At 73.6% G+C, this 23,870-nt stretch carries 25 protein-coding genes and 1 pseudogene; 8 read left to right on the top strand and 18 right to left on the bottom strand.

Going from position 1 to position 23,870, the window contains the following annotated elements:
- The first annotated feature begins 48 nt into the window (after positions 1-48).
- Positions 49-1,557: a coiled-coil domain-containing protein gene (locus tag K1Y72_RS27585; protein ID WP_258573943.1), complete on the top strand. Its 1,509-nt coding sequence runs from the start codon at positions 49-51 to the stop codon at positions 1,555-1,557.
- A gap of 15 nt (positions 1,558-1,572) precedes the next feature.
- Here the strand turns inward: K1Y72_RS27585 and K1Y72_RS27580 are convergent, their stop codons facing one another.
- From K1Y72_RS27580 to K1Y72_RS27545, 8 genes are all read right to left on the bottom strand, one after another.
- A complete protein-coding gene (locus K1Y72_RS27580) occupies positions 1,573-1,788 on the bottom strand; it encodes a hypothetical protein (protein WP_220169398.1) in 216 nt (71 codons plus the stop codon).
- Between the two features lie 202 nt (positions 1,789-1,990).
- Positions 1,991-2,677 (bottom strand): hypothetical protein, encoded by a 687-nt coding sequence (locus K1Y72_RS27575; protein WP_220169397.1) that lies wholly within the window; start codon positions 2,675-2,677, stop codon positions 1,991-1,993.
- A gap of 108 nt (positions 2,678-2,785) precedes the next feature.
- On the bottom strand, positions 2,786-3,301 hold the full coding sequence (locus tag K1Y72_RS27570) for a hypothetical protein (protein WP_220169396.1): 516 nt from the start codon (positions 3,299-3,301) through the stop codon (positions 2,786-2,788).
- An 83-nt stretch (positions 3,302-3,384) separates the two neighbouring features.
- Entirely contained in the window at positions 3,385-4,704 is a 1,320-nt protein-coding gene (locus tag K1Y72_RS27565) for an AAA domain-containing protein (RefSeq protein ID WP_220169395.1), read from the bottom strand.
- The gene (locus tag K1Y72_RS27560) at positions 4,701-6,167 is read right to left on the bottom strand and encodes a hypothetical protein (RefSeq protein ID WP_308287256.1); all 1,467 of its coding nucleotides are present in this window, start codon (positions 6,165-6,167) and stop codon (positions 4,701-4,703) included. Before K1Y72_RS27560 ends, K1Y72_RS27565 begins: the two co-directional genes overlap by 4 nt.
- A gap of 2 nt (positions 6,168-6,169) precedes the next feature.
- Entirely contained in the window at positions 6,170-7,279 is a 1,110-nt protein-coding gene (locus K1Y72_RS27555) for a hypothetical protein (RefSeq protein ID WP_220169393.1), read from the bottom strand.
- Positions 7,276-8,067 carry a hypothetical protein gene (locus K1Y72_RS27550; protein ID WP_220169392.1) on the bottom strand — a complete coding sequence of 264 codons (792 nt, stop codon included), beginning with the start codon at positions 8,065-8,067 and terminating at the stop codon, positions 7,276-7,278. The genes K1Y72_RS27555 and K1Y72_RS27550 overlap by 4 nt, the downstream gene beginning before the upstream one ends.
- A gap of 43 nt (positions 8,068-8,110) precedes the next feature.
- On the bottom strand, positions 8,111-8,500 hold the full coding sequence (locus K1Y72_RS27545; RefSeq protein WP_220169391.1) for a VOC family protein: 390 nt from the start codon (positions 8,498-8,500) through the stop codon (positions 8,111-8,113).
- Positions 8,501-8,583: 83 nt separating this feature from the next.
- Between K1Y72_RS27545 and K1Y72_RS27540 the strand changes: the two genes are divergently transcribed.
- Entirely contained in the window at positions 8,584-9,246 is a 663-nt protein-coding gene (locus K1Y72_RS27540) for a histidine phosphatase family protein (protein WP_220169390.1), read from the top strand.
- Here the strand turns inward: K1Y72_RS27540 and K1Y72_RS27535 are convergent.
- The 4 genes from K1Y72_RS27535 to K1Y72_RS27520 form a co-directional block, all read right to left on the bottom strand.
- Positions 9,198-10,088, bottom strand: a complete 891-nt coding sequence (locus K1Y72_RS27535; protein ID WP_220169389.1) for an NAD(P)-dependent oxidoreductase — start codon at positions 10,086-10,088, stop codon at positions 9,198-9,200. The two genes, K1Y72_RS27540 and K1Y72_RS27535, sit on opposite strands and share 49 nt — an antisense overlap.
- Before the next feature lie 9 nt (positions 10,089-10,097).
- Complete coding sequence (locus tag K1Y72_RS27530) at positions 10,098-11,108, bottom strand: phosphotransferase enzyme family protein (RefSeq protein ID WP_220169388.1); 1,011 nt, start codon at positions 11,106-11,108, stop codon at positions 10,098-10,100.
- A 94-nt stretch (positions 11,109-11,202) separates the two neighbouring features.
- Positions 11,203-11,604, bottom strand: coding sequence for a nitroreductase family deazaflavin-dependent oxidoreductase (locus K1Y72_RS27525; RefSeq protein ID WP_220169387.1), 402 nt, complete (start codon positions 11,602-11,604; stop codon positions 11,203-11,205).
- Positions 11,605-11,662: 58 nt separating this feature from the next.
- Positions 11,663-12,568 (bottom strand): Sco1979 family transcriptional regulator, encoded by a 906-nt coding sequence (locus K1Y72_RS27520; RefSeq protein ID WP_220169386.1) that lies wholly within the window; start codon positions 12,566-12,568, stop codon positions 11,663-11,665.
- A gap of 260 nt (positions 12,569-12,828) precedes the next feature.
- Here K1Y72_RS27520 and K1Y72_RS27515 point away from each other — a divergent pair, with 260 nt between their 5' ends.
- Positions 12,829-13,134, top strand: a complete 306-nt coding sequence (locus K1Y72_RS27515; RefSeq protein WP_220169385.1) for a hypothetical protein — start codon at positions 12,829-12,831, stop codon at positions 13,132-13,134.
- A 623-nt stretch (positions 13,135-13,757) separates the two neighbouring features.
- On the top strand, positions 13,758-14,378 hold the full coding sequence (locus K1Y72_RS27510; RefSeq protein ID WP_258573937.1) for a DUF4291 domain-containing protein: 621 nt from the start codon (positions 13,758-13,760) through the stop codon (positions 14,376-14,378).
- Positions 14,379-14,666: 288 nt separating this feature from the next.
- On the opposite strand, the gene K1Y72_RS27505 is transcribed toward K1Y72_RS27510, so the two are convergent.
- From K1Y72_RS27505 to K1Y72_RS27495, 3 genes are all read right to left on the bottom strand, one after another.
- Positions 14,667-15,545, bottom strand: coding sequence for a hypothetical protein (locus tag K1Y72_RS27505; protein ID WP_220169384.1), 879 nt, complete (start codon positions 15,543-15,545; stop codon positions 14,667-14,669).
- Positions 15,546-15,712: 167 nt separating this feature from the next.
- A complete protein-coding gene (locus tag K1Y72_RS27500) occupies positions 15,713-16,996 on the bottom strand; it encodes a citrate synthase (RefSeq protein ID WP_220169383.1) in 1,284 nt (427 codons plus the stop codon).
- Between the two features lie 493 nt (positions 16,997-17,489).
- Positions 17,490-18,419, bottom strand: a complete 930-nt coding sequence (locus tag K1Y72_RS27495) for an aldo/keto reductase (RefSeq protein ID WP_220169382.1) — start codon at positions 18,417-18,419, stop codon at positions 17,490-17,492.
- 105 nt (positions 18,420-18,524) lie between these two features.
- Here K1Y72_RS27495 and K1Y72_RS27490 point away from each other — a divergent pair, with 105 nt between their 5' ends.
- A complete protein-coding gene (locus K1Y72_RS27490; protein ID WP_220169381.1) occupies positions 18,525-19,298 on the top strand; it encodes a hypothetical protein in 774 nt (257 codons plus the stop codon).
- Between the two features lie 336 nt (positions 19,299-19,634).
- Here K1Y72_RS27490 and K1Y72_RS27485 read toward each other — a convergent pair.
- Positions 19,635-19,832: pseudogene (locus tag K1Y72_RS27485) on the bottom strand (IS5/IS1182 family transposase); the annotation flags it as partial.
- Between the two features lie 166 nt (positions 19,833-19,998).
- Here K1Y72_RS27485 and K1Y72_RS27480 point away from each other — a divergent pair.
- From K1Y72_RS27480 to K1Y72_RS27470, 3 genes are all read left to right on the top strand, one after another.
- Entirely contained in the window at positions 19,999-20,412 is a 414-nt protein-coding gene (locus K1Y72_RS27480) for a hypothetical protein (RefSeq protein WP_220169380.1), read from the top strand.
- Between the two features lie 406 nt (positions 20,413-20,818).
- Positions 20,819-21,667 carry a class II glutamine amidotransferase gene (locus tag K1Y72_RS27475; protein WP_220169379.1) on the top strand — a complete coding sequence of 283 codons (849 nt, stop codon included), beginning with the start codon at positions 20,819-20,821 and terminating at the stop codon, positions 21,665-21,667.
- Between the two features lie 274 nt (positions 21,668-21,941).
- Positions 21,942-22,154, top strand: a complete 213-nt coding sequence (locus K1Y72_RS27470) for a helix-turn-helix domain-containing protein (RefSeq protein WP_220169378.1) — start codon at positions 21,942-21,944, stop codon at positions 22,152-22,154.
- A gap of 10 nt (positions 22,155-22,164) precedes the next feature.
- On the opposite strand, the gene K1Y72_RS27465 is transcribed toward K1Y72_RS27470, so the two are convergent.
- On the bottom strand, positions 22,165-23,343 hold the full coding sequence (locus tag K1Y72_RS27465; protein WP_220169377.1) for a DUF2786 domain-containing protein: 1,179 nt from the start codon (positions 23,341-23,343) through the stop codon (positions 22,165-22,167).
- A 257-nt stretch (positions 23,344-23,600) separates the two neighbouring features.
- The gene (locus tag K1Y72_RS27460) at positions 23,601-23,858 is read right to left on the bottom strand and encodes a hypothetical protein (protein ID WP_220169376.1); all 258 of its coding nucleotides are present in this window, start codon (positions 23,856-23,858) and stop codon (positions 23,601-23,603) included.
- Positions 23,859-23,870: the final 12 nt, after the last annotated feature.

Here is a 23,870-nt window from a genome sequence, read left to right as displayed (position 1 = left end):
GTGCGCAAGTCTCTGCAGCCCCGGCTACTTGCCCGTAAAGTGCATTCCATGCCGAACAGCGATGAGCGCGACATCAGCGTTCCGGGCGATCCGGGCAGGCCCATGGGCATGCCCGGCGGGGTGCCCTCCGCGGCGGTGCAGGGGGTCCGGGGCGAGGCCGCGGTCGCGCGGGTGGGCGACCCGGTGACGGTCTGGCCCTGCGCCAACTGCGGACGGCCCGTCCCGCAGGCGATCGGCGCCGTCCGCGCCGTCCGCTACTGCCAGGACAACGACGGCGCCTGCGAGCGCCAGTCGCGCGAGCGCCGCGAGCGCGGCCGCGACGCCCCCGGCCTCACCGGCCAGGTCGCCGCCACCTGGGACATGGTCGAGCGCCTGGAGAAGGCCGCCGACCTGCTCGCCGACTCCCTCACCGCCGAGCTCAGCGTCGCCGGCGTCGAGCGCCGCGTCGCCGAGGTGCGCGCCGAGGCGGCCCGCGAGCTCGCCGTCGCGCAGACCGAGCGCGACGCCTCCCAGCGGCAGGCCGACGAGGCCCGCCAGGAGGCCGGCCAGGCGCGCCACCGCGCGGGCCTCGCCGACCGCGACGCCGCCCAGGCGCGCGAGGAGGCCAAGCTGGCCACCGCCAAGCGCGACGCCGCCGAGAAGGCGTGGGAGGAGGCGCACCAGATCGCGCAGCAGGCGATGACCGCCAAGCTCGCCGCCGAGAGCGAGCGCGACCGCATCGCCGCCCGCGAGACCGAGCTGCTCGCCGCCCTGGAGAACGCCCGCGCCGAGCTGGTCGCCCTGCACGCGCGCGTCGCCGAGATCGAGGGCGGCGCCGAGGCGCAGCGCGTCGAGGCCGCCGTCGTCCGCCAGGGCGCCGAGGACCTGCGCAACGCCATGCGCGACAGCGAGGCGCAGCGCCAGCGCGCCATGCAGGCCGCCAGCAAGGCCGAGGCCGAGCGCACCGCCGCCCAGCGCGCCCGCGCCGACGCCGAGAGCGAGGCCGCGCGCGCCGCCGAGCGCCTCCAGGAGGCGGTCAAGGAGCGCGACGCCGCCCTCTCCCAGGCCACCGCGGCGGCCGGCGAGCGCGACGAGATGTCGGGGCGGCTCGCCGAGCAGGCCGCGCAGCTCCGCCGGCTGTCGCAGTCGGTCGCCGAGCAGCAGGCGGCCCTCACCGCCCTCGCCGAGGAGCGCGACGCCGCCCGCGCCGAGGCCGACCGGGCGCGCCGGCAGGTCGACCAGTTCACCCACAGCACGCTGTCGTCGGGCAGCCTGTCGTCCAACGTCCCCCCGGCGGCGGCCCCGGCCGTGCCGCAGGGCGGCCACGTCCCGGTGGCGCAGCCGATGGGGCAGCCCATGGGCGCGCCGGTGGGGCAGGCGCCCTCGCCGCTCGGGGCGATGCCGTCCGGCCCGCTGGCGGCGCCGGTGCCCGGCGGGACGTCCTTCCCGACGTTCCCGCCCGCGCCCGGCGCGTCCCGGCCGCCGGCGACCGGGACGCCGCCCGTCCAGGACGCCCCGCACGCCGGCGGGCGCCATGGCGCGGGGGAGCGCGAGGACCCGCTGTTCACCGGCCCGTGAGGGCCGGACCGGGGACTACTGGTACTTCGCGATCATGAAGATGACCGCCGCCGCGGCGGTCACCACCAGGTAGGCGTGGAAGCGCTCGCGGGTGGCCGCCCGTTTCAGGTTGTCCACCCGCTTCCGCCCGCTGCGCACGTCGAACAGCGCGCGGCGGGCGCGCTCCCACGTCATCCCCATGTACACGGCGAGCGCCGCCGCGCAGATCACCAGAAACCCGTTACCGTTCATCTCGACCCGACCTCCATTGGTCACGGGTGCTCAGATTCAACGCGACGTTACCGGGCCATACCGTGTCGGACGACACATTTGGCGCCACTTCGACGTAACCGGTAGGGCCGCCTCACCTCCTGATCGGGACCGGGACCCCGCCGCGCGGCGCGTTAGCGGAACAAGGTCACCGGGCGGTCACCGGGTGCAGCCGGCCCGCCCATCACCGGAAACGGGCCGGATCGACCTCGATCCAGATCTGCTCGGCCCGCCCGAGCAGCCCCCCGTCCGCCCCGTAGAGCGCGGTCGCGGCGTGCAGCTTGCGCCCCTCGCGGCTGCGCGCGCGGCCCATCACCACGCATTCCTCGCCGGGCTCGGGCAGCCCGAGGACCCGGGCCGTCATGGTGCCGAGCACCGCCGCCCGCCCCGCCAGGTCGAAGGCGAGGCCGCCGGGGCAGTCCAGCGCGGCCCAGACCAGCTCGGGCGTGACCGGCCCGGCCGGCCGCCAGGCGGCCGCCACCGTGCCCTCGCCCACCGGGCCGACGGCGAGCCGCAGCCCGTCGCCCGGGTCGCGGTCGGGCCCGCAGACGAAGCAGCGCGGGAAGGGGTGGTCCTCGGACGACAGGGCCGCCGCGCCGGCCCGCTCGGCCCGCGCGAACGCCACGGCGGGCACCGGCGGGACCACGATCGCGCCGGTGAGCGCCTCGGCGACGAGCTCGTCGCCGTTCCACAGCCACGCGCCGAGCCAGCGGTCGTCGGCGGGCGAGACGCGCAGCTCGGTGTCCAGCGGCGGCGGCGTGCGCAGCGACACCGTCACGGTGTCGGAGTCGACGTGCGCGGCGAGCAGCCCCGCCACGTACCCCCCGTTGCCCGAGCCGTCCGGGCCGTGGAAGCGCTTGTCAATGATCACAGGAATCCCCCGGTTTCCCACCGTACCGAAACGGCACCGATCATATTCAGCGCTTCGGACGATCCGGCGGCGTCCCGGCGGCGGCCCGGGGGTGATCCCGGTCGCTGTTCACAGGGCCCGCGACGGCTGCGGCCGCCCCGGGCGGGTGCTGAAGAACACCGACAGCGAGCCGTGCAGCCGGGCGCGCACCGTCTCCTCGTCGACCGGGCCGCCCGCCGGCACCGGGGTGAGCTCCAGCGCCCGGTCGACCAGCAGGTCGGCGCGGCGGTCGGCGACCAGCACCGAGCAGGTGTCGCAGGCCAGCCAGGGGTAGAGCATGTTGAGGACGGCCACCGCGGTGTCGTCGTCGGACAGCCGGCTGGTGTCCAGCTCCACCTCGAAGATGTCGGTGTCCTCGGGGTCCAGCGTCGGCGGGTAGAGCCACGCCGGCCCGTCCGCGCCGCAGAAGTCGCAGGCGGCGCGGGGCGGATCGGGCGTCCCGACCGCGAGCTCCAGCGCGTGGTCCCAAGGTTCGACGCGCCGGTTGTGGCGGTAGCCGACCCCGTCCAGCGTCCCCTCCCGGTTGTGGGTCACGTCGTGCACCTCGCCGTCGCAGCGGGCGCACATGAAGCCGATGTCGTCCATGCCCCTCCCTGTTCGCCGTGGCACCTGCCTTCTCACCGTATCCGGCCCGGCGGCCCCGCGCTCCCGGTGCGGCGGGCGCGCCCCTAGCCCGCAGCGACGCGGTGCTCGGCCAGGTGCGCCAGCACCGCCTGGTTGGCCTCCCAGCCGTCGGGGAACTTCACCGGCACGCCGAGCCGGACCGGCTCGGTCGAGGGGTGGGCGTCCAGCAGCTCGGGGATCCCGGCCCGCGCCACCACCACGCAGGCGTGCCGGTGCCGCGAGGTCAGCACGCAGAGCCGCCCGGCCTCCAGGTGGAACGCGGTCGCGTCGCGCCGCCCCGACAGCGGGTGCAGCACCACGGTGACGTCGTACTCGCGGCCCTGCAGCCGGTTGGCGGTGTCGACGGTGATCCCCGCGCCCTCCTCGCCGAGCGCGGCGCGGATCGCCGCGACCTGGTCGCGGTGCGCCGCGCCGATCGCGATCCGGTCGGCGCCGACCTCGGCGGAGCCCTGCTCGGAGTGCGCGACGGGCCCGCGCTGCAGCAGCCGGACGGCGAGCGCGGCGGTCGCCCGGACGGCCTCGGCGTCGGTGCGCAGCGTGTGCCGGGCGGGCAGCTCGTACAGGGCCCATCCGGACGCGGCGGCCTCCTCCAGCGCCCGGTCGTGCGCGGTGCCCATGCCGCCGGCGCGCAGCTCCAGGCGGCGGTCGCCGGGTCCGGTGCCCGACCGGAACCCGGTGAAGGGGTAGAACGCCCGCGCCACCACGGGCGCCGCGGACGCCGGCAGCCGCCACGACACCGGCAGCCGGTGCACCGGCAGGTCGGGGTTGTGCGCGAGCAGCACCGACACCGCGCTGCGCATCGGATCCCAGGTCAGCCCGGCCCACCGCTCGACCTCGACGGTGGAGAACGGGTCGAGCTGGCCGGGGTCGCCGACGAACAGCGCCTTGTCGAAGCGGCCCGCGATGCGCAGCAGCATGTCCGAGCGCATCTGGTACGCCTCGTCCACGATCGCCCACGTCCACGAGCCGTCGGTGAGCGTCGCCCACTTGGCGGCGGTGGCGATGACGACGGGCTGCTCGGCGAGGTCGTCGGCCTTCTGCGCGACGCGGACCTGAGGGTGCGCGAGGACCCGCGCGGACGGGGCGTAGGTCGCCGCCGACAGCCGCCCGACGCCGAGGTGCGGGTGCTTGGCGGCGATCCGCTCGATGAGGTCGTCGACCTGCTCGTTGGTCTGCGCGACGATCATCAGCCGGTCGCCGGCGGCGGCCAGGTGCGCGGTCGCCCGCACCACCAGCGTGGACTTGCCGGCGCCCGGCGGGGAGTCCACGATCACGCCGCGGTGGCCGCGGCCGAGGTCGGCGAGCACCGCCGCGACGACCGCCTCGGCGGCGTCGCCCGGGGCGAGGGCGTCGGCTGCGGTCACGACCAGTCCTCCTGCGCGTCCTCGTCGGTCGGGACGTACTCGGCGGGCGGCCCGCCGTGCGTCCACGGGGTGTCCTCGGCCTCGGGGAAGCGGGCCGGGCCGAACGAGCCCTCGGTGAGGGAGGTGAACACCACCCGCTCGCCGACCTGCGGCACCGAGCCCGCCGCCGGGACGAGGCCGCGCCCCATCCCGCCGGTCAGCTCGACCAGGACGCCGTCCGCGCCGACCTCCAGCACCCTGCCCTTCAGGCCGGGCCGGGCCGCGTTCACCACGGTCGCGCCGGGGTCGAGGCGGACCGGGTCGCCGGTGGCGACCAGCAGGTGCGGGCGGAGCTTCGGCCGCTTGCCGCTCTCGTCCAGCCGGGCGGGGTCGCCGCCGACGACGACGCCGCCGAACGCCAGCCCGTTCAGCCGGTGCTCGATCATGACCAGCGGGTCGTCGAAGGCGCGCTGCGCCTCGTAGGCGTCCTGGGCGCGCTCCAGGTCGTGCAGGCGCCGCGCCGCGCGGACGGCGATGTCGCGGCGCGGCTGGGGGAGGCTCTCGGCGAACGAGCGGTGGAACCAGGTGAAACCGTCGCGGTCGCGCTCCCAGCGCCGCGCGACGCTGCCGCCCTCGGGCAGGGTGCGCAGCAGGTCGACCGACCGCCACATCAGGTCCCAGGTGGGGGCGAGCTGGCCGCGCAGCGCGTCGCGGACGCGCTCCTCGGCGCGCGGGTCGCGGCCGGCGCCGTCGTAGGCGGCGATCGCGGGCGCCAGCACCTCGTTGTCGAACGTCGGGTCGGTCGCGGGACCGGCCGGCGGGCTCGCGACCGGGTCCTCGGCGCGGCGCGCCGCCGCCGGGCCGTCCAGGCCGTCGGGCGGGTCGATCCAGCCGACGAGCGCGGCGAGGTTGCCGTCCTCCAGCGAGCTCTGCCCGGTCGCCCAGTGCAGCCGCAGCGTCTCGGTCATCGTCAGCAGCAGCGACGAGCCGGGCCGGTCGTGGCGGTCGGCGTACCAGGTCAGCCAGCGGCCGAGCGCGGGCACCGCCGGCTCCACCGCGTAGGGGCCCTCGGTGCGCCGGAACCGGGTGGAGCGCCCGAGCAGCCGCAGGAACCCGACGCCGCCCCGGTTGGGCAGCAGGATCTGCGGCGCCTCGGTGTAGCGGACGCGCTCCTCGCCGTCCTTCCCCTCGCCGAGCGACTCGGCGGCGCCGACGTTGGCCGCCACGTGCTCCAGCACGAGCTTGGCGAACTCGGCGGCGAAGGCGAACCGCAGGTCGCGGTTGCGGGGCTGCGGGACGGCCAGCAGCTCGGGCGCGGCGCGGTCGCTGCCGAGCATCACCGCGAGCGGCGCCGCCGCCTCCCCGGCCATCTTCAGCGGGACCATCACCAGGGGCGCCGCCGCCAGGTGGCAGTGCCGGACGGTCGCGACCGGCTGCGCCACGCCCGCGGCGGCGGCCTGCACCTGGGCGAGGGACGTCAGCACGCTCAAGCGACGCCGCCCGCGGCCGCGAGCTGCAGGGCCTCGGCGCGGAGCCGCGCGGCGGTGCGCAGCTGCCCGGCGAGCTCGGCGAGCTCGGGCGGCGCCTCCCGCGTGCCGTCGGCCAGTTCCAGCGCGGCGGCGACCGAGTCGACGCCGCCGAGGTCGTCGCGGACCGACCGGCCGAGCACGCCGGTGGCGCCGCAGGCGCGCGCCTCGTCGCGGCAGAAGATCGCCATCTCGCAGCTCGCCATGCACTCGGGCGCGTACCGCGCCTCCACCGCCCGCACCGTCTCGGGCAGCTCCTCGCCGAGCGCGAAGGTGAGGCCGTCGGGCAGCGCCTCGACCAGCCGGTCGACGCGGGTGAGCCGGGCGAGCTGGCGCTCGACGGTCGCCAGCTGCGGGCGGACGTCCAGCGCCGTCGCGGTGGGCCGGTTGGAGAAGTTCTCCGGGCAGACGAGGAACACCTCGTGCGACACCCGCGCGGGGTCGTGCCCGAGCTCGGCGACGAGGCGGCGGAGCGCGAGCACGTACACCGCGGCCTGCCGGGCGGCGGCGGCGACCTGCTCGGGCTCGGCCTGCCCGTCGATCACCGCGAACGACTTGATCTCCACGACGTGGAACCGCCCGGCGAGCTGGAAGGCGATGACGTCGGGCTCCAGGTAGGCGGGCTGCCCGGCGATGTCGAGCTTCAGCAGGGGATGGTCGAACAGGGTGCCCGCGTCGCCGTCCAGGGCCCGCCCGAGGAGCGCCCGGGTGCGGGCGTGCCGCAGCTCGCGGCCCTCGCCGCCCGCGACGACCTCCAGGTCGTCGTAGGCGACCTCGGCGACGTCCAGGCCGGCGCGCTCGCGCAGCAGCGTGAGCAGCTCGGCGCAGCCGTTCTCCTTCACCTGCTGCTCGAAGCCGTTGCCGCGGGTGATGGCGAACTGCGACTGGCCGAACGGCGCGGGGAAGCCGAGATGGCGGGCGACGGCGTCCTTGTCGACGCCGGCGGCGTCCATGAGGCCGCGCCGGGCGCAGCCGGGATTGGCGGTGAGGGCGGCGATCGTGCGGGCGTCGTGGTTGCGCGGGGGCGCGTCGCCGCGCAGCCGGTCCAGCGCCGGCGCGGTGTCGGTCATCGTCGTTCTCCGTCGGATGGGTCGTGGGGAAGTCCGCCGGACGCGGCGCGCAGGGCCCGCAGGCGGTGGCCGAACAGCCGCTCGGCGTCGCCCAGCCGGGCCGCGCGGGCCGCCGCCGCGGCCCGCTCGCGCCGGTCGGCGCCGAGATGCACGTCCAGTTCCGCCTGCGCGGCCGCGGCCAGGGCCGCCGCGTCGACTGTACCGAGCGCGCCACCGGACGCGCCCGGGATGTTGGCCGCGAACCGCCAGAGCAGCCGCTGCACGGCCGGCTCGCCGTGCCGGGGGTGCCCGGCCAGGCGGATCGCGGCGGTGAGGAAGTCGGTGCGGGCGCTCAGCCGCCCGACGACGCGGCGCTCCAGCGGCCAGGAACCGACCGTCAGGAGCCCGCGCGCGGGCGCCAGCAGGTCGGCGGTGAGCGCCGCGCACACGTAGTGCGCGCGGGCGTGCGGCGCCGAGCGGAACGCGCGCTCCTCGTCGCGCCGCAGGTTCGCCAGCCGCGACCCGGTGATGTCGCCGCCGTGCAGCGCCGCGTGCACCGCCGCGACCAGCCGCGGGGCGGCGGGCGCGCCGAGCACGTCGAGGGCCCGCAGCGCCTGCTCGCGGACCTGCGGGCCGGGACGCGCGGGCGGGCCGCCGCCGAGGACGGCGGCGTCCCAGGAGCGTTCGGCCTCGCGCAGCTCGGCGCGGAGCCGCCGCGCGGTCGCGCGGTCGCCGGCGGCCATGGACCGGCGCACGGCGGCGCGCAGCTCGCCGATCCGCGCCTCCAGCGCGTCCGCCTCCAGCGTCATGCTCCCGGAGGGTAGCCGCCGCCACCGACGTTCCGGCGCGGGCTCAGCCGCGCTGGTCGCGGCGCAGCGGGTGGTCGTCGGGGATCTCCACGAGGACGATCCGCACGCCGGCCGGGTCCTCGATCCACATCTCGACGAGGCCCCACGGCTCCTGCCGCGGCTCGCGGACGACGGGCACCCCGGCCTCGGCGAGCCGGGCGTGCTCGGCGCGCACGTCGCGGACCTGCATCCACAGCATCGTGGTGCCGCCGGGCGCGCCGCCGCCGTGCCCGGACACCTCCAGGAACCCCGAGCCGAGGAAGAACACCATCCCCGGCGCGTCGGGCGGGCCGAACTCGCGGTAGACGGCGAGGCCGAGGACGTCGCGATAGAACCGCTGGCTCTTCCCGGCGTCGTCGGGGCGGAGCAGGACGCGGCTGCTGAGTACCTCCATGCCGCCATCCTCGCGTCCCGGCGCCGGGGTTCGACGGCGGCGCGCCCGCGTGCGAGCCTGGACGTCATGATCGGGGACACCCCATGACGGGGGACACGGGGCCGCGGGCCTGGCTGATCCGCCACGGGCAGAGCGAGTCGAACGCGGGACTGCCCACCAACGGGCCGGGCGCCGCACCGCTCACCGAGCTCGGCCACGCCGAGGCGCGGCGCGTCGCGGCCCGGTTCGACGCCCCGCCCGCGCTGATCGCCGTGTCGCCGTTCCGGCGCGCCCGCGAGACGGCCGCACCGACGATCGCGCGGTTCCCCGACGTCCCGTGCGAGGAGTGGCCGGTCCAGGAGTTCACCTACCTCGGCGCCCTGCACGGCCCGCAGACGACGGTCGAGCAGCGCCGCCCGTTCGCCGAGGCGTACTGGCGGCGCTGCGACCCCGACCTGGTGGAGGGCGGCGACGGCGAGTCGTTCCGCGACCTGATCGGCCGCGCCCGCGCGATGCTCGAACGGCTCGCGGCCCTGCCCGCCGACGGCCCGGTCGCGGTGTTCAGCCACGCGATGTTCATCCGCGCCGTCATCTGGACGCTCGCGACGGGGACCGCCGAGCCGTCCGCCGCCGACATGCGCACCTACGAGCGGCTCGGCGGGACGCTGCTCATCCCCAACGGCGCCGTCGTGGAGCTGCGGCCGGGCGGCCGGTCGGGCTACGCGGTGGTGGTGGACGGGCCCGCTTCGGGGCGGCTGGCGAAGTAGGCGGCGGCCATGTCCTCGCCGCCGTGGCCCTGCTCGTCCGCGCGCCGCAGCCGCGCGCGCGTCGCCTCGGCCATGTCGGCGCGGAACCCGGCGGCCTCGCCCGCCTCCACGACCAGCCGCATGTCCTTCTCGGCGTTGCGGACGGTGAAGCTCGGCTCCAGGTCGCCGCTCAGGATCGCCTTCATCTTCGTCTGCAGGTAGCCGTTGTCGAGCGGGCCGCCCGACACCACCTCGCCGAACAGCGCCGGATCCAGGCCGAGGCCCTCGGCGATCGCGACGGCCTCGCCGATGACGGCGGTGAACGAGACGGCGTAGGAGATCGCCGCCAGCTTCAGCCGCGAGCCGGCGCCGGACGCGCCGTCCTCGTCCAGCCACAGCGTCCGCTGCCCGAGCGCGCCGAACACCGGCTCCAGCGCCGTGCGCGCGTCCTGCGGCCCCGCCGCCAGGATGATCAGCTTGCCCTGCTCGGCGGGCGCCTTGGTGCCCTGCACCGGCGCGTCCACGAACGTCAGGCCGTGCTCGGCGGCGAAGGCCGCGAGCGGCTCGACGGCGGCGACGCCGACCGTGCTCATCTGCGCCCACACCTGCCCGGGGCGGAGGCCCGCGGCGGCGGCCCGCATGGTCTCCAGGACGGCGTCGCCGTCGCTCAGGACCGTGAGGACGACGTCGGCGTCGGAGACGGCGGTGGCGGGCGAGGTGGAGACCGTGGCGCCGTGCGCGGCGAGCGGCGCCGCCCGCTCGGCCGTCCGGTTCCACACGGTCACCGCGTGCCCGGCCTTGATCAGGTTGGGCGCCATCGCGGTGCCCATGATGCCGGTGCCCAGCAGTGCCACAGAGATCATTTCGCCACCCTACCCGTAGGCGGGACTCTCCACCGGGGGCGCGGTGTAGGGCGCCGGGAACAGCTCCAGCGTGAGGTCGAGCCGCTCGGACCACCAGGCCGCCAGCGCCGCCGCGCCGCGTCCGCCGGGCGCGCGGTGCCGCAGCGGCGCCACGTCGCAGAGCAGCTCCCACCAGGTGCGGTGCACCGCGGACTGCAGCTGCTCGGGGTCCAGCGGGAACATCGACCGGTGCCCGCGCACGAACGCCTGCACCCGCTCGGCGTCGAGGCCCCGCTCGTCGGGGGCGGCGAACAGCGCGACGGCCGCGCGCACCACCTCGCCGGCGACGGGACCGGTCGTCAGCCCGTCCCAGCCGAGGACGGCGGTGACGTTGCCCGACCCGCCGTAGCGCAGGCACCCGGGGCCGAACGCGCCGTGCAGGTGCCCGACCAGGCTGGAGTCGAGCTCGGGCGGCCGGAAGTCGGCGAACTCGGCGAGCAGCGCGAGCCGCTCGCGGAGCCGCCGGGCGGTCAGCGCGGCGAAGTCGGTGCCGTCGTCGGGCACGGCCCCGAGCAGCTCCTCCGCGCGCGCGACGGCGTCGGCGGCGCGGGGCGTCGGCAGGAGCATCGTCTGCTGGACGGGCGGGGTGTGCTCGTCCAGCGCGACGTGCAACGCCCCGAGCAGCTCGCCGAGCCGCTCGCACTGCCCGTAGGTGAGCTCCAGGCCCTCGCGGCGGCGCCCCGTCACCCACGGGAACAGCTCGTAGCCGGCGCCGCCGCTCGTCACCAGCGTGCGCCCGGTGCGCGCCGGGACGGGCGCGAGCACGGGCAGCCCCGACGCGTCCAGCGCCGCGGTGAGGCCGTGGCGGAACACGATGCGCTTGCGGTCGGGCGCGGCATGGCGGCGCAGGAGGTACTCCGCGCCCGCCCCGCGCGCCCGCCAGCGTCCCGGCGCCGTCGCCTCCGCGCCCGCCAGCCCCCACCGGCGCAGCAGGGCGGGCGGGGGCGGATCGGTGGCGCACACGCTCTGGGACTCCGGCACCACAGCACCTCGGGGCCTCGGACGGACAGCGGTCGAACGAATGTTCCCACACGACGCTACACGTCCGGGCCCGGCGGGCGGAAGTCGCGCGCCGCTAGACGCGCTCCAGCACCACGATCGGGATCTCCCGGTCGGTCTTGGCCTGGTACTCGTCGTAGGCGGGCCACGTCGCGGCCATCTTCGCCCACAGCCGCGGCCGCTCCTCGGCCGTCGCGGTCCGCGCCCGCGCGTCGAACACCTCGTCGCGGACCTGCACCCGCACCTTCGGGTCGGCGCTCAGGTTCTCGTACCAGAGCGGGTGCTTCGGGTCGCCGCCCTTGGACGCGACGACGACGTGGTCGTCGCCGTCCTCCTGGTAGATCAGCGGCGTGGTGCGCGGCTCGCCGCTGCGGCGCCCCGTCGTGGTGAGCAGCAGCACCGTCGTGCCCTGCCAGTCGTGCCCCTCGGCGCCGCCGGTCTCCTGGTAGCGCTCGACGTGCTCCCTGCCGAACAGCATGCGTCCTCCCTCGCTCGGCTGCGGATCTTCACCGGATCCTTGCCCAGCGGGGCGGCGGCTAATAATCGGCCAGCAGTTCCTTGAGGAACGCCACGGTGTGGTCGGGGCGCATGGCGGTGATGCAGAGGTTGTTCATCGCCCGCATGTAGGTGTCGACGTCGGTCGGCTTGTCCAGGTACAGGGCGCTGGTGAGCTGCTCCAGGAACACCACGTCCGACAGGCCCGGCTCGGCGAACCGCAGGATCGTGAACGGGCCGCCGGCCGCCGCGTGGCCGCCCGCGCCGAACGGCACGACCTGCAGCGTCACGTTCGGCAGCTCCGACATCTCGACGAGGTGCTCCAGCTGGCGGCGCATCACCCGCGCGTCGCCGAGGGGGCGCCGCACGACGCTCTCGTCCACGACCGCCCAGAGCGTGGTCGGCGCGCCGGGGGAGGTGAACCGGGCCTGCCGGGTCATCCGCACGCTCACGCGCCGCTCGACGTCGTCCTCGTCGCCGGCGTCGGGGAAGCCGAGGCGCACGCAGGCCCGCGCGTACTCCTCGGTCTGCAGCAGGCCGGGCACGAACTGCAGCTCGTAGTTGCGCAGCAGCGAGGCCGCCTCCTCCAGACCGAGGAAGGTCTCGAACCACTGCGGCAGCACATCGCCGTACTGGTGCCACCAGCCGGGGGTGTTGGCCTCGCGGGCCAGCTCCAGCAGCGCCGCGCGCTCGCCGGTGTCGCTCACCCCGTACAGGGTGAGCAGGTCGGACACGTCGCGCTCCTTGAACCCGACGCGGCCGAGCTCCATCCGGCTGATCTTGGAGTGCGAGCCGCGGATCTCGTAGCCCGCCTGCTCGGTCGAGATGCCCCGCGCCTCGCGCAGCCGCCGCAGCTGGGCGCCGAGCAGGATGCGCAGCACGGTCGGCCCGCCGCGCCGCGGGTAGTCGATCAACCGGCCGGTGGGCCCGTCATCGGACGGAGGCATCGGTAGAGCTGCATCCTGGGGCAAGGTTCACCAGCCAGTCGGTGGGACCGCCATGGGCGGAAACGGCACGTCCATGCTAGAGGATCACGCCGTACTTGTGGGAGGACCGGGCTCGGGCGCCGCGCGGAACCCTGTGACGCGGGCCTCGTGATGGAGGTTACCCGGTTCGGGGGCAACCGCGGGAGCCGCTCGGCAGTCAACGTTGTAGGCGCCGGGGACTCCGGCGCCACCCGCCTGCCGAAGACTGACAAGGGGGACCAATGAATGCGATCCTGCCCGACATCGGCTTCCTGACCTCGGGCGACGTCGGCGACGGCGAGCGCGCCGCCGCCGAGCGCGCCGTCCGCGAGGCGCTGCACGGCACCGACGCCGAGGTGGACGCCGTCCGCGTCACGCTGAGCGTGGTGCCCGGCGGAGACCTGCCGCAACCCGCGCTCGCGCAGGCCGTCGTCGAGGTCGAGGGCCGCCGCCTGCGCGCCCAGGCCGCCGCGCCCGACCTGCCGGAGGCCATCGCCCGGATGCGCGAACGGTTGACCGTTCGCACCGCCTACCTGCGGGCGAGCTGACCCAGCGGCCCGGAGACCGGCTCCGCCGCGGCCCGCACGGGCCGCGGCGGAGCCACCACGGCCGATCCCGGCCAAATTCCCGTGCCAACCCCAACGCGCCCCAGACGTCACCCCCCTCCCGCACCCCTCCGAAAACCCCACACCCCCACAAACACCACCCTTAACCCCGCCCCTCCCTCACCGCTCCCTCTACCCCTTCTTTCTCTCCCCGCCCGAACTCATACGCGCCACCGCGCCCCTACAGCGCCAGGCATCTCCTCGCACCGCCGCACTCCTCCTTGCGCCTCCGCATTCCTCCTCGCGCCGCCGCGCCCCCTCGTGTCGTGAAGTCCCCTCGTGTCGTGAAGTCCCCTCGTGTCGCCGCGCCCCTTGCACCGCTGTGTCTCTTGTGGCGTCGTGCCCGCACCTCGCTGCACTCCATCGAGCCGGCGCGTGCCCAATGCGCTCATGCTTCGCTCTCGCTCAAGCCTCGACCTGTCACCTCGCCCCTACTTCTTCGAGCCGACGCGCTTTCAACGCGCCGCCGCGCTCCCCTCGCCTTGGCCCCGCGTCGGTAGGCCACCGCCACTCTGTGCGCCTTCGCTCCCTCCAAAACCCGTTGAGGTAGAGCTCTTGTGTCCCCGATGCTCGTCCGTGCCATGACGAACACGATTCGAGCCCGGTACGACAGCGAGTCCATCACCGTCTATCAGGCGTACGCTCCCGCCATTGCCGAGCCGGCCGTGGCCGCGGGCCACTTCATCCCGCCTTTCTCCCGGTCCCGCATGACCTGGATCAAGCCGTCCTTCCTGTGGCTCATGGCGCGCAGCGGCTGGGCCCGCAAGCCGGGCCAGGAAATGATCCTCGCGATCCGCATCACCCGTACCGGGTGGGAGGAAGCCCTTTCCCAAGCGGCCTTGAGCCATCCGGATCGCCGCCGCTACACCGACACCTCCGAATGGAGGCGGGCCGTGAGAGAGGCCCCCGTGCGCATCCAGTGGGACCCGGAGCGATCCCTGCGCGGCGCGAAACTGGAGGAGCGGAGCATCCAGGTGGGTCTGAGCCGGCACATCGTCGCCTCCTACGTCGATGAATGGACACTGGCGATCGAAGACCTCACCCCTCTCGCCCGCAGAATCCACCGCCTCCTCCAGGACGGAAAGATCACCCGGGCAAGGGCACTCCTGCCGGCAGAAAGCCCGTACCCCTTGCCTCCGGCCTTGGCCGACCACATCACAGCCGATAAATCCGAGCCCGCCAGATGATGCACCCGGTCTGACACCGTCCTCCTCCTGGGATCGCGGTTCCAACGACCTGCAGCCAGAACGAGTATGAATCGAGCCATGCTCTGACCTCCAGACGAACCCCGGAGAACGCCGGCACCTGCTAGCAGCAGAAGGTCATGGCTACTGAGTCCTGCAACAACCGAGTGAACGCGGCGGTAGTCACAGCAGCGAACTGAAAGTCTGTGCTGCGCACCTCCAAGAGAAGCCGTGCGCACTCAAGAGAGGCCATGCGCACTCAAGGAAAGAGGAGTAGGCGGGTGGCGTGCGTCATGCGACCGCCCGGAGGGGCTCGGGGGCGGGTGCGGAGGAGAGGGCGTCGTAGAGCGGCGAGGGCAGTTCGTCCCACAGCCAGCGGTTGAGCGATCCGGGGAACCGCGTCGGGGGAGCGATGCCGAGGAGGTGGGGCGTGTGCGTGGTGAGCCGCACCGGAACGGGGCCGCCGCGCCAGGGATCGGTGGGCGTCCCCCAGTAGGCGGCGAAGTCGTCGCTGCCGAGAGGGAATTCGGCGGGCAGGACATGGACGCCAGGCGTGGAGGCGAGCGGCAGCAGCCGTTGGGCGGCCGCGCGGAGCAGGTTCAGGGCCGCGAGATCGTGCAGGCAGGAGACGCCGGAGATGCGGAGCTCGGGCAGGCCGAAGCGGCGCAGCCCCGTCGTGGTGAGCTCCACGCACGAGCATCCGTCGGCGTCCTCTTCGTCGGCGGTGCACCGCCCGCCGGCGCGGTAGGGCGGGAGGTCGACGCCGAGCCATTCGTCGGCGAGGGCGAAGACCGCGCGTTCGGGATGCGGGGCGAGGACGGCGCCGCTGTCGATGTCGACCGCGACGCCGTCGGTGTGCAGGGCGATCGCGCGCGCCAGGGCCCGCGCGAGGCGCAGCCCGAGCGGCCGGTCGGCCCCGCGCAGGACGGCGCTGACGGCGACGTGCCGGGTGGCGCCCGGCAGGCCGGTGCGCGGCATGCGCCACGGGGACTCGCCCACCGGATACTCGGAGATCGACAAACGGGCGGTGCCGAGCCGCCGGCCGGCCTCGGCCGAGAACGGTGCGCCGAGGGCCGAGAGGGCCTTCGCCGGGACGCGCGCCGCGCTGGTCTCGACCACGAAGTGGGCCGCCGCCAGGTCGGGAACGGTCAGCGTGATGGTGTCGGACATTCCGCCTCCTCGGTCCGGGGGTTACGAATCCAGGGTGCGGTCGCCGGCGGTGCGAGAACAGTAGAACGACGTTCTGTGGATAACTCGGAGTGTGGAAGTCGTCACCGAACGGAGAACACCGGGGCCGGGCACCCGCGAAGGTGCCCGGCCCCGGTGAGGTCGGTCGGTCAGCGCCCCGACAGGTCGGTGTAGTGCCGCTCCGTCGGACCGGTGTAGACCTGGCGCGGGCGCCCGATCTTGGTGGTCGGGTCGTTCATCATCTCGCGCCACTGCGCGATCCAGCCGGGCAGCCGGCCGAGCGCGAACAGGACGGTGAAGGCGTTGGTCGGGAAGCCCATCGCCTTGTAGATCACGCCGGTGTAGAAGTCGACGTTCGGGTACAGCTTGCGCTCGACGAAGTAGTCGTCGCTGAGGGCGACCTCCTCCAGGCGCATCGCCAGGTCCAGCAGCGGGTCGGACTTGCCGAGCGCTTCCAGGACCTTGCCCGTCGCCTTCTTCACCACGGCGGCGCGCGGGTCGTAGTTGCGGTAGACCCGGTGCCCGAAGCCCATCAGTTTGACGCCGGGCTCCTTGTCCTTCACACGGCGGACGAAGGAGTCCACGTCGTCGCCGTTCTCGTGGATGTTCTCCAGCATCTCCAGGACGGCCTGGTTGGCGCCGCCGTGCAGCGGGCCGAACAGGGCGTCCACGCCGGCCGACACCGAGGAGAACAGGTTGGCCTGGCTGGAGCCGACGAGGCGCACCGTCGAGGTCGAGCAGTTCTGCTCGTGGTCGGCGTGCAGGATGAACAGCATGTCCAGCACCCGGACGATCTCGGGGTCGATCTCGTAGGACTGGGTGGGCAGCCCGAAGGTCATCCGCAGGAAGTTCTCCACGTACCCGAGCGAGTTGTCCGGGTAGAGCAGCGGCTGGCCGATCGAGGTCTTGTAGGCGTAGGCGGCGATGGTCGGCAGCTTGGCGATGAGCCGGACGCTGGAGCGGTCGACCTGCTCGTCGTCGAAGGGGTCCAGGCTGTCCTGGTAGAAGGTCGACAGCGCGCTGACCGCCGAGGACAGCACGGCCATCGGGTGCGCGCGGCGCGGGAAGGCCGAGAAGAAGGCGCGGAACTTCTCGTCGAGGAGCGTGTGGTGGCGCACCTTGTCGCTGAAGGCGTACAGCGCGTCGGAGGTCGGCAGCTCACCGTAGATGAGCAGGTAGGCGACCTCCAGGAAGGACGACTTCTCCGCGAGCTCCTCGATCGGGTATCCGCGATAGCGGAGGATCCCCGCCTCGCCGTCGATGTAGGTGATCGCCGACGTGGTGGACGCGGTGTTGGTGAAGCCCGGGTCGAGGGTGACGTTGCCCGTCTCCTTGAGCAGGCTGGCGATGCCGAGACCCGCTGGTCCCTCGCTCGCCTGAGTCACCTCGAGGGGCATCCGGCCGCCCGCGTGGTTGAGCTCGAAATCGGACATACTCGCTCGCTCCCAACTCCGTCCACACCTGCGTAGACGTTCCGCCTTTCATCGTATCCGCGCGATCATGCGGGTGGATCCGGCGGCCCCGGCCCCGGCGTGGAACAGGGAGGCCGCCGCGAGTGACATGGCTCACCGGCAAAAGCGCCCAGGTGAGACGGCCTCTGGGAGAACGCCGGGTCCTTGATGGAGGCGGCGAAAGCCGGCAGGAAACGAAAGCCGACCCCCGGTTCATGACTTGTCTCACAGGTCGTCAACGGGGAAAGACGCCTTCTGTCAAGGGATCTTGAGAAATGCCCCATGCTCGCCCGGCCCCGAGCCGAAGGACAAACGGCAGCGGACGGCGCGCTTTACCCGTGCGGCATGCGAAGAGCGGTGATCGGGCCTTCGGCGACGAGACACGAGCCGGGAAGGCAAGTGAGAAGGATCTCAGCGATCCGCAGCCGTGCGGTTCGACGACTCCGCCGGCCCGATCCCGCGATCGATCCTCGGGTCACGACCACGGGAGGCGCCCGCGTTCGGCCCAGTAGCGCTCGGGGTCCATGGACAGCGAAGAAAGGGCGTCGAGGTCGCCGCGGCCCAAGGCGAGGGAGCCGGCACGCAGGTTGGAGATCAGCTGATGGGGGTCCGCGGCGCCGCTGAGCACGGTGCCGGCCCAGGGCTGTGCGGCGATGGCGGCGAGGGAGACGGCATCGGCCGTCACGCCGAGGCGGTCGGCGAGCCGGTGCAGTGCCGCCGGCGGTTCGACGGCCAGCCTGCCGTTGCCCAGCCCCTCCTTGACGATCACGTGCAGGCCGCGTGCGCGGGCCTCGCCGAGCGCCGGCCCGACCGAGGGCTCCAGCAGGTTCCACGTCGACTGGACCGTTGAGAACAGCGGGCGGCCGGACACCTCCACGTCGAGCGCGCGCCGGATCGTCCTCGCCTGTCCGGGGCCCGAGGTGGAGAAGCCGATGCGCACGCCGTCGGCGGCGGCCGCGGCGAGCGCCTCCAGAAGCGGTCCGTCCTCGAAGAGCGGGCTGTCGGGGACGAGGGAATGCACCTGGTAGACGGTCAGGTGCCCGCCGAGCAGCTCTCGGCTCTCCCGGTACTGCCGCCGGAAGCGCGCCAGGCTGTGTTCCTTGGCCTCGTGGACCTCGGCGTCCAGGCGCCAGCCGCCCACATAGGCATAGCCCCACTTGCTGGAGACGGTGACGTCCCGGTGGCCTCGCCGATCCAACCATCCCGCGAGGAACTCCTCGGCCAGACCGTACGAGCGCGCGGCGTCCACCCATCGGACCCCACTGTCGTACGCGCTGTCGAGGACGGCCCAGGAGGCCGCCCGCATCGCGTCCACGCTGCGCTCCGCGGGCAGCGCCTCCGCGCGTCCCACATTGATATAGGCGGGCCTGCCGAGTGCCGCCAGCCCGAGACCGAACGTCGTCATGGCACGAGCCTGGCCGGGTTATCCACAGAACACGATTCCACTTTCGGGCGGGTCGGCGTCCGCCGACCCTGGTGAGAACGGCGACACCTACCCGAAGGAGTTCCGATGAACGAGATCTACGGCGCCCGCCGCCTCGCCGACCGCCTCGGTCTCGCCCCCTGGCAGTTCCGCCTCGCGCGCGAGCACGACCTGATCCCTCCGCCGGACCCGGCGACGGGCCGCTGGACCGGGTCCGCGGCCGATCGTTTCGCCGACAGGGCGGCCGACATCGTCGGCCGGTTCGGCGACGTCCCTCCGATCGGGGCGGAGAAGGCGGCGCAGCGTCTCGCGGCGCGGGTGCGGACCGATGTCGAGAGGTCCGACATCGAGGTGCTGGTGGCCCGGGGCGACCTCGCGGTGGCCGGGACCTACCAGAGCAATCCCGTCTACCTCCTGCGCGACATCGACGACCTGGACGGCGAGACGGTCACCGAGGTCGTCGGAGCCCGCAAGGGGCCGCTGCTGGACACCGTCAACGCCGCCGGAGCGGCACGCATCCTGGCTTGGCCCAAGGCACTGTTCGAGCGCGTCGCGGACGAGCGGGGCCTGGCCGTGGACCAGCTCGGACGCTACTCATCGGCCGAGGTCCGCGCGCTGGCCGACAACTCCGAACTGCGCGCACGGGTGACCGAAGAACACCGCGCCATCGCCCTCACCAAGGCTCGCGAACGTGAGGGACAGTGCACGAGGATCCTGCGCGAGTGGCTGATCTGCTGCACCGCTTACCTCGAAACGACCGTGGACGAGCCGCCCGAGATATCTGAGGGACGCCGGGCCCTCCGCGCCTTGACCGGAGCGCGCAGCGAACTGAGGGAACTGCTGACCGACCCGCCCCCGTGAGCAAGGACGACCGTCTATCTAGCCCTCGACCCCATACCACCCCAAGGAGCCCCCACGAAGGTCCCGCACGAACCACCGAACGCGAAGCACGCAGTACGAGAAGCAAGGACGCCCATCGCCTCATGCGCAGAAGCAGCCTGCGGCGCGTGTAGGACGAGATCCAAGGACCCGGGTGCCTCATGCGTAGAAGCGACATGCGGCACGAGATGCAAACGCGCCAACGGCTGACATGAGATGCAACGCCCGTTGTGTTGACGGCGGCGCACGGCGTGCGGCACGCGGGGTGTGGTGCATGGGGCACGGGGTTTGGTGCATGGCGTGCGGCGAGGGGATGCGCGGGATGACGAGTCCGATGCCTCGGGTGGCCGCCGCCGGCGAACGTAACGGTGCTGCCACGGCGGCCTTGGCGCCAGGTTCGTCCCATGCCTTGCAGTCGTTGCGGTGTCCGGTGAGCGGTCGGCCGACCACGATGACCAGGCGGGTGTCGGCGTCGATGGCGACCTGGTGGTCGGTGGAGCGCCGGTGGTTCTTCGAAGCGCCTCGGGCTCGGTCCGCTGAGTGGGGCTGTCCAGAAAGGCTCCGACGCTGTGATCGCACCATCACCGGGAGATCGCCCCACTTGGTCATGGTTCGGGATCGCCGGCTTCTGCCTGGACGCCCCTCGGTCGCCCAACGGATGCGTCATGAGAGCCTCACGTCCGTGGCTACTGAAACCCAGGTGGGGGAGCTGTTGTGCCAGCGCGGCTGGAGGACGGCGTTCACGGTCGCAGAGAGGGTGAACGCGTGGGCCGCGCTGGTGAGCGCCATCGAGCACGGCTATGGGGACGACGTGGACGAGTACGCCAACGACCTCTACTGCCGGAACTGGCTTCACGAGGCGTGGCTCCTGCTGGACGAACACCTCGTCCAGCTCTGGACCCCGCGGATCAAAGCCTTGGACGCGCGGTTCAAGGCCGCGAGCATCCACGACGACGGCCGAGCGCTCGATGAGTTCCACAGGCTGCCCGGCCCCGACCTGTGGTGGTGGCGGCACCATCCTCGCATCCTGACCGGAGACCTGGGGCGTTCGCTTCGCTCGGTCGGCGCCATCGGCGCCGACCCGGACACGGCATGACCCTCGGCCTCGCGGGATCACGGGACAGCGCTCAGCGCGAGGAAGTAGCGCGGCGGGGTGCGACGGTGGGCAGGGCAGGGCAGGGCGGGACGGGACGGGGGTTGGGCTTGGCGGGGGAGTCGGCGGCGGAATGGTGGTGTGGGGGTGGGGAGAGGGGGCGCTTGGAGGGAAGTCGGTGGTCTTGTGGCCGATCTCGTGCTCAGAGGGTTCTCGTCGCAAGTGTCGGACAGGAGAAACAACGTAGGGTAAATTTGCCATCACCCGTTGTTAAGGCGTGGCGTCCGTCGCGGGGCCGCCCGGCGGGTTCGGGCCTGCCGCCGGTGGGCGGTACGGCTTCCGCCCGGAACCTCCCGTGCTCCCGGGCCGGAGATGAGTCGGCTTCAAGGTGACAGAGAGGTGACGGCGCATGTGCCGCCTGTTCGCGATGAGTACCGGTGGGCCGCGCGTCGGCGCCGCCTACTGGCTCCTGGACGCCTCGCAGAGTCTGCGGGCGCAGAGCCACCGCATGCCGCACGGCGCCGGCCTCGGCTGGTTCTCCCTGGGCGGGGAGCCCGTGCGCGATCGGGCGCCCATCGCGGCCTTCGAGAGCTTCGACTTCGCGCTGCACGCTCGCAACGTGCGGTCGCACACCTTCGTCGGGCATGTGCGGGACGCCTCCGTCGGCGGCCTGACGGTGCACAACTGCCACCCCTTCGTGATGAACGACCGGCTGTTCGCGCACAACGGGGTCGTCAAGGGGATGGAGACCATCCGATCGTGGCTGACCGACGTCGACCTCGCGCATGTGGCCGGCGAGACCGACTCCGAGATGGTGTTCGCCTACGTCACCGCCCAGATCCGCAGGACCGGCGACACCACGCAGGGCATCATCGAGGCCGTCGGGCGGATCGGCCGCGAACTGCCGCTGTTCGCCCTCAACCTGCTCATCGCCGAGGCCGGGCGGCTGTGGGCTCTGCGCTACCCGGCCTCCAACGAGCTGTGGGTGCTGTCCCCCGGGCAGGGCGGCGTCAGCGGCCCGGGGCGCGCGGTGGGCGCCCACGGCCCGGTCCCGGCCGTCGTGATCGCCAGCGAGCCCATGGACGACCACCCCGGCTGGCGCCTCATGGAACCCGGTGAGCTGCTCATCGTCGACGGCCTTGAGGAGCGGTCCCTGCTCCCCTTCGACCCGCCCCGCTTCGCCCTGCGGCGATCGGATCTGACCGCCCGCGAGGCCGCATCGCAGGAGACCGCGGTGGAGCCGATGCCGATCTTGTGACGCTCCGTGTCCATGTCGGCCGACCTGTGTCGATGAGGCGCGCTCTCACCAGGGAGGATGCCGGGGGCGTTGACCGTGAGTGACGGAATCATGACCAGGCCGATCTGTCCAGTGCCGACACACGGTGAACCGTGAAATCGACCGACTTCGGCCGATCTTGTGCCGTTTACCGTGGTAGGTGCGGTGTATTTGCGGGCAATGTGTACGTTGGGTAGATCAACAGTGCTGTGAGCTGCGGAGTTGATCCGCAGCCCGGCCGACCTAGGAGGTACACGTGAGCCGCACATTGGCGAGGGGCACCCGGGTGACCGGGGCCGAACGCACGCAGCTGGCCGCCGAGCTCGCCCCGCGCTACGCCTCGGGCGAGAGCATCCGCGACCTGGCCGCGGAGACCGGCCGTTCCTACGGGTTCATCTACAACGTGCTGAAGGAGGCCGGCGTCCCGTTGCGCGGGCGAGGCGGCAACACGCGTCGCAAGAAGGACTAGCCGGGTCCCCCTAGCCCCCCGGGGGGACTCGGGACGGTCCGGCCACCGCCGCAAGACCGTCCAGGCTGGCGCGGTCGGCAGCCGCCCGCCCGGCAGCCCAGCCCTCATGGTTCGAAACGGTCCTGGCCCGGCCCTTGGAGAGATTCGGGAACAACGAGTCCACGGCCTGGCGCACGGCCTCATCTCGGCGCGAGAGCACGGGAAGCAGATCCTTCCCGCCCGCCTCGGCGACCGCCGCTCCCGCGGACTCGCGCAGACGCTCGCCCACACGCGCCGCATAGGCGTTGAGGAAGGCGTGCCGGAACGAACGCGTCCGGGACCTTCCGAGCGCGTCGCGGCGCGGACCGGCGTGCAGCATCGCCGCCGTGGCCTGGACGAGCAGCGAGGTGAACAGCACCTCGACGGCGGCGAGGTCGGCGGGGAAGCCCAGCACGGTGGCGAGCCCCAGCTCCCGGTGCCAGACGGCCCGGCAGCGGTTGGCGTCCGCCACCACGGTCAGCAGTGCGGCCTTCGGGCCGTCGTACGGATTGTCCACGGCCACCCGGCGGCCCGACGGAGCGTCGCCGGTACCGGTCCGTGCCGACAGCAGCGCCCGGTCGATGCTGTGCCGGGCCATGAGCTGCTGCGCGCGGGCGCTCAGCGCCTCGGCCTCCTCGGGGAACTCGGTGGACTCGGCCTTGGCGAGCAGGGCCCTGACCCGACCGAGGACGCGGACGTCCACACCCGCATCGGCCCCCGGTGCGGCGGCCAGCGCGCTGAGGCTCGGCAGGCGAGGAAGCGACCGAAGCAGGCGCAGCAGGTCCAGCGCGCCGGAGATGCACGTCGTCCGGGAGCCACCGCGAAGGCCGCGCCCACCGCGCAGAAGACGCAGGTGCCGCGCCGACAGCATGCGCAGGACGTAGGAGTCCAGGTCGGCTGACCGCCATCCGCGCCGCTCGGCCTCGGCGAGGGCGCCGTGGAGATGCGCGGCGAGCCTGGCCTCCGCCTCGGGAGGCCACACGTCCGGATCCGGGCCGGGCCCGCCCCGTTCGTGCAGCGCTTCGGCGATCAGATCGTCGGCCGAGCGGCCGCCGTGACTCACATCCGCCTCCCCGTCAGGACGCCTGCCACCCGCCAGGACGTCGTCCGATCCTTCCATGAACCGGCCGACATGGCCCTCAGGACGGATGTCGCGGCGGCGCGTCGGCATGGGGCGGAGCCGCCTGGAGCGGGCAGGGGCGGGCGGGAGCTCCGGTGCAACGAGTGCGGTGGGCGGAGCGGACGCGGCGGAAGTAGCGGAGCTGGCGCGCGACCTGGCCGGTCGCCCCTCAGGGATCGGTGAATCTGGCGCCTGGTGAGAGAGGCTCGGCGGAAAGAGAGGCCGGCAGACAGGGTCCGGCGGAGAAGGTCCGATGGAGAGAGCCTGATGGAAAGGGGTTCGGGTCGAGAGGATCCGCGTGTCGCGGGTCAGTCGCCGCGCAGCTCCGCGTTCACGACGCTGCGGTAGTCGCGCGTGGTGTCGGGGACGTAGGTGAGGCTCGCCAGCGGCTTGCCGCCCTCGTCGCGGATCTCGAAGTGGTAGCCGTCGCCCGGCGCCTCGATGTGCGCCACCGCCTGGTCGTGCCGGAGGCGGCACATCGTGTCCACCTTCTCCAGGGCCACCTTCAGCGTCCCGGCGTCGCTGATGAGGCGGGCGGGTTCGCTCGTCTCCCAGATCTCGAACATGGCGCGTCCTGT

This window comes from Actinomadura parmotrematis (assembly GCF_019458805.1).
Classification (GTDB): Bacteria; Actinomycetota; Actinomycetes; order Streptosporangiales; family Streptosporangiaceae; genus Spirillospora; species Spirillospora parmotrematis.
This window is presented reverse-complemented; position numbering and strand designations above follow the sequence as displayed.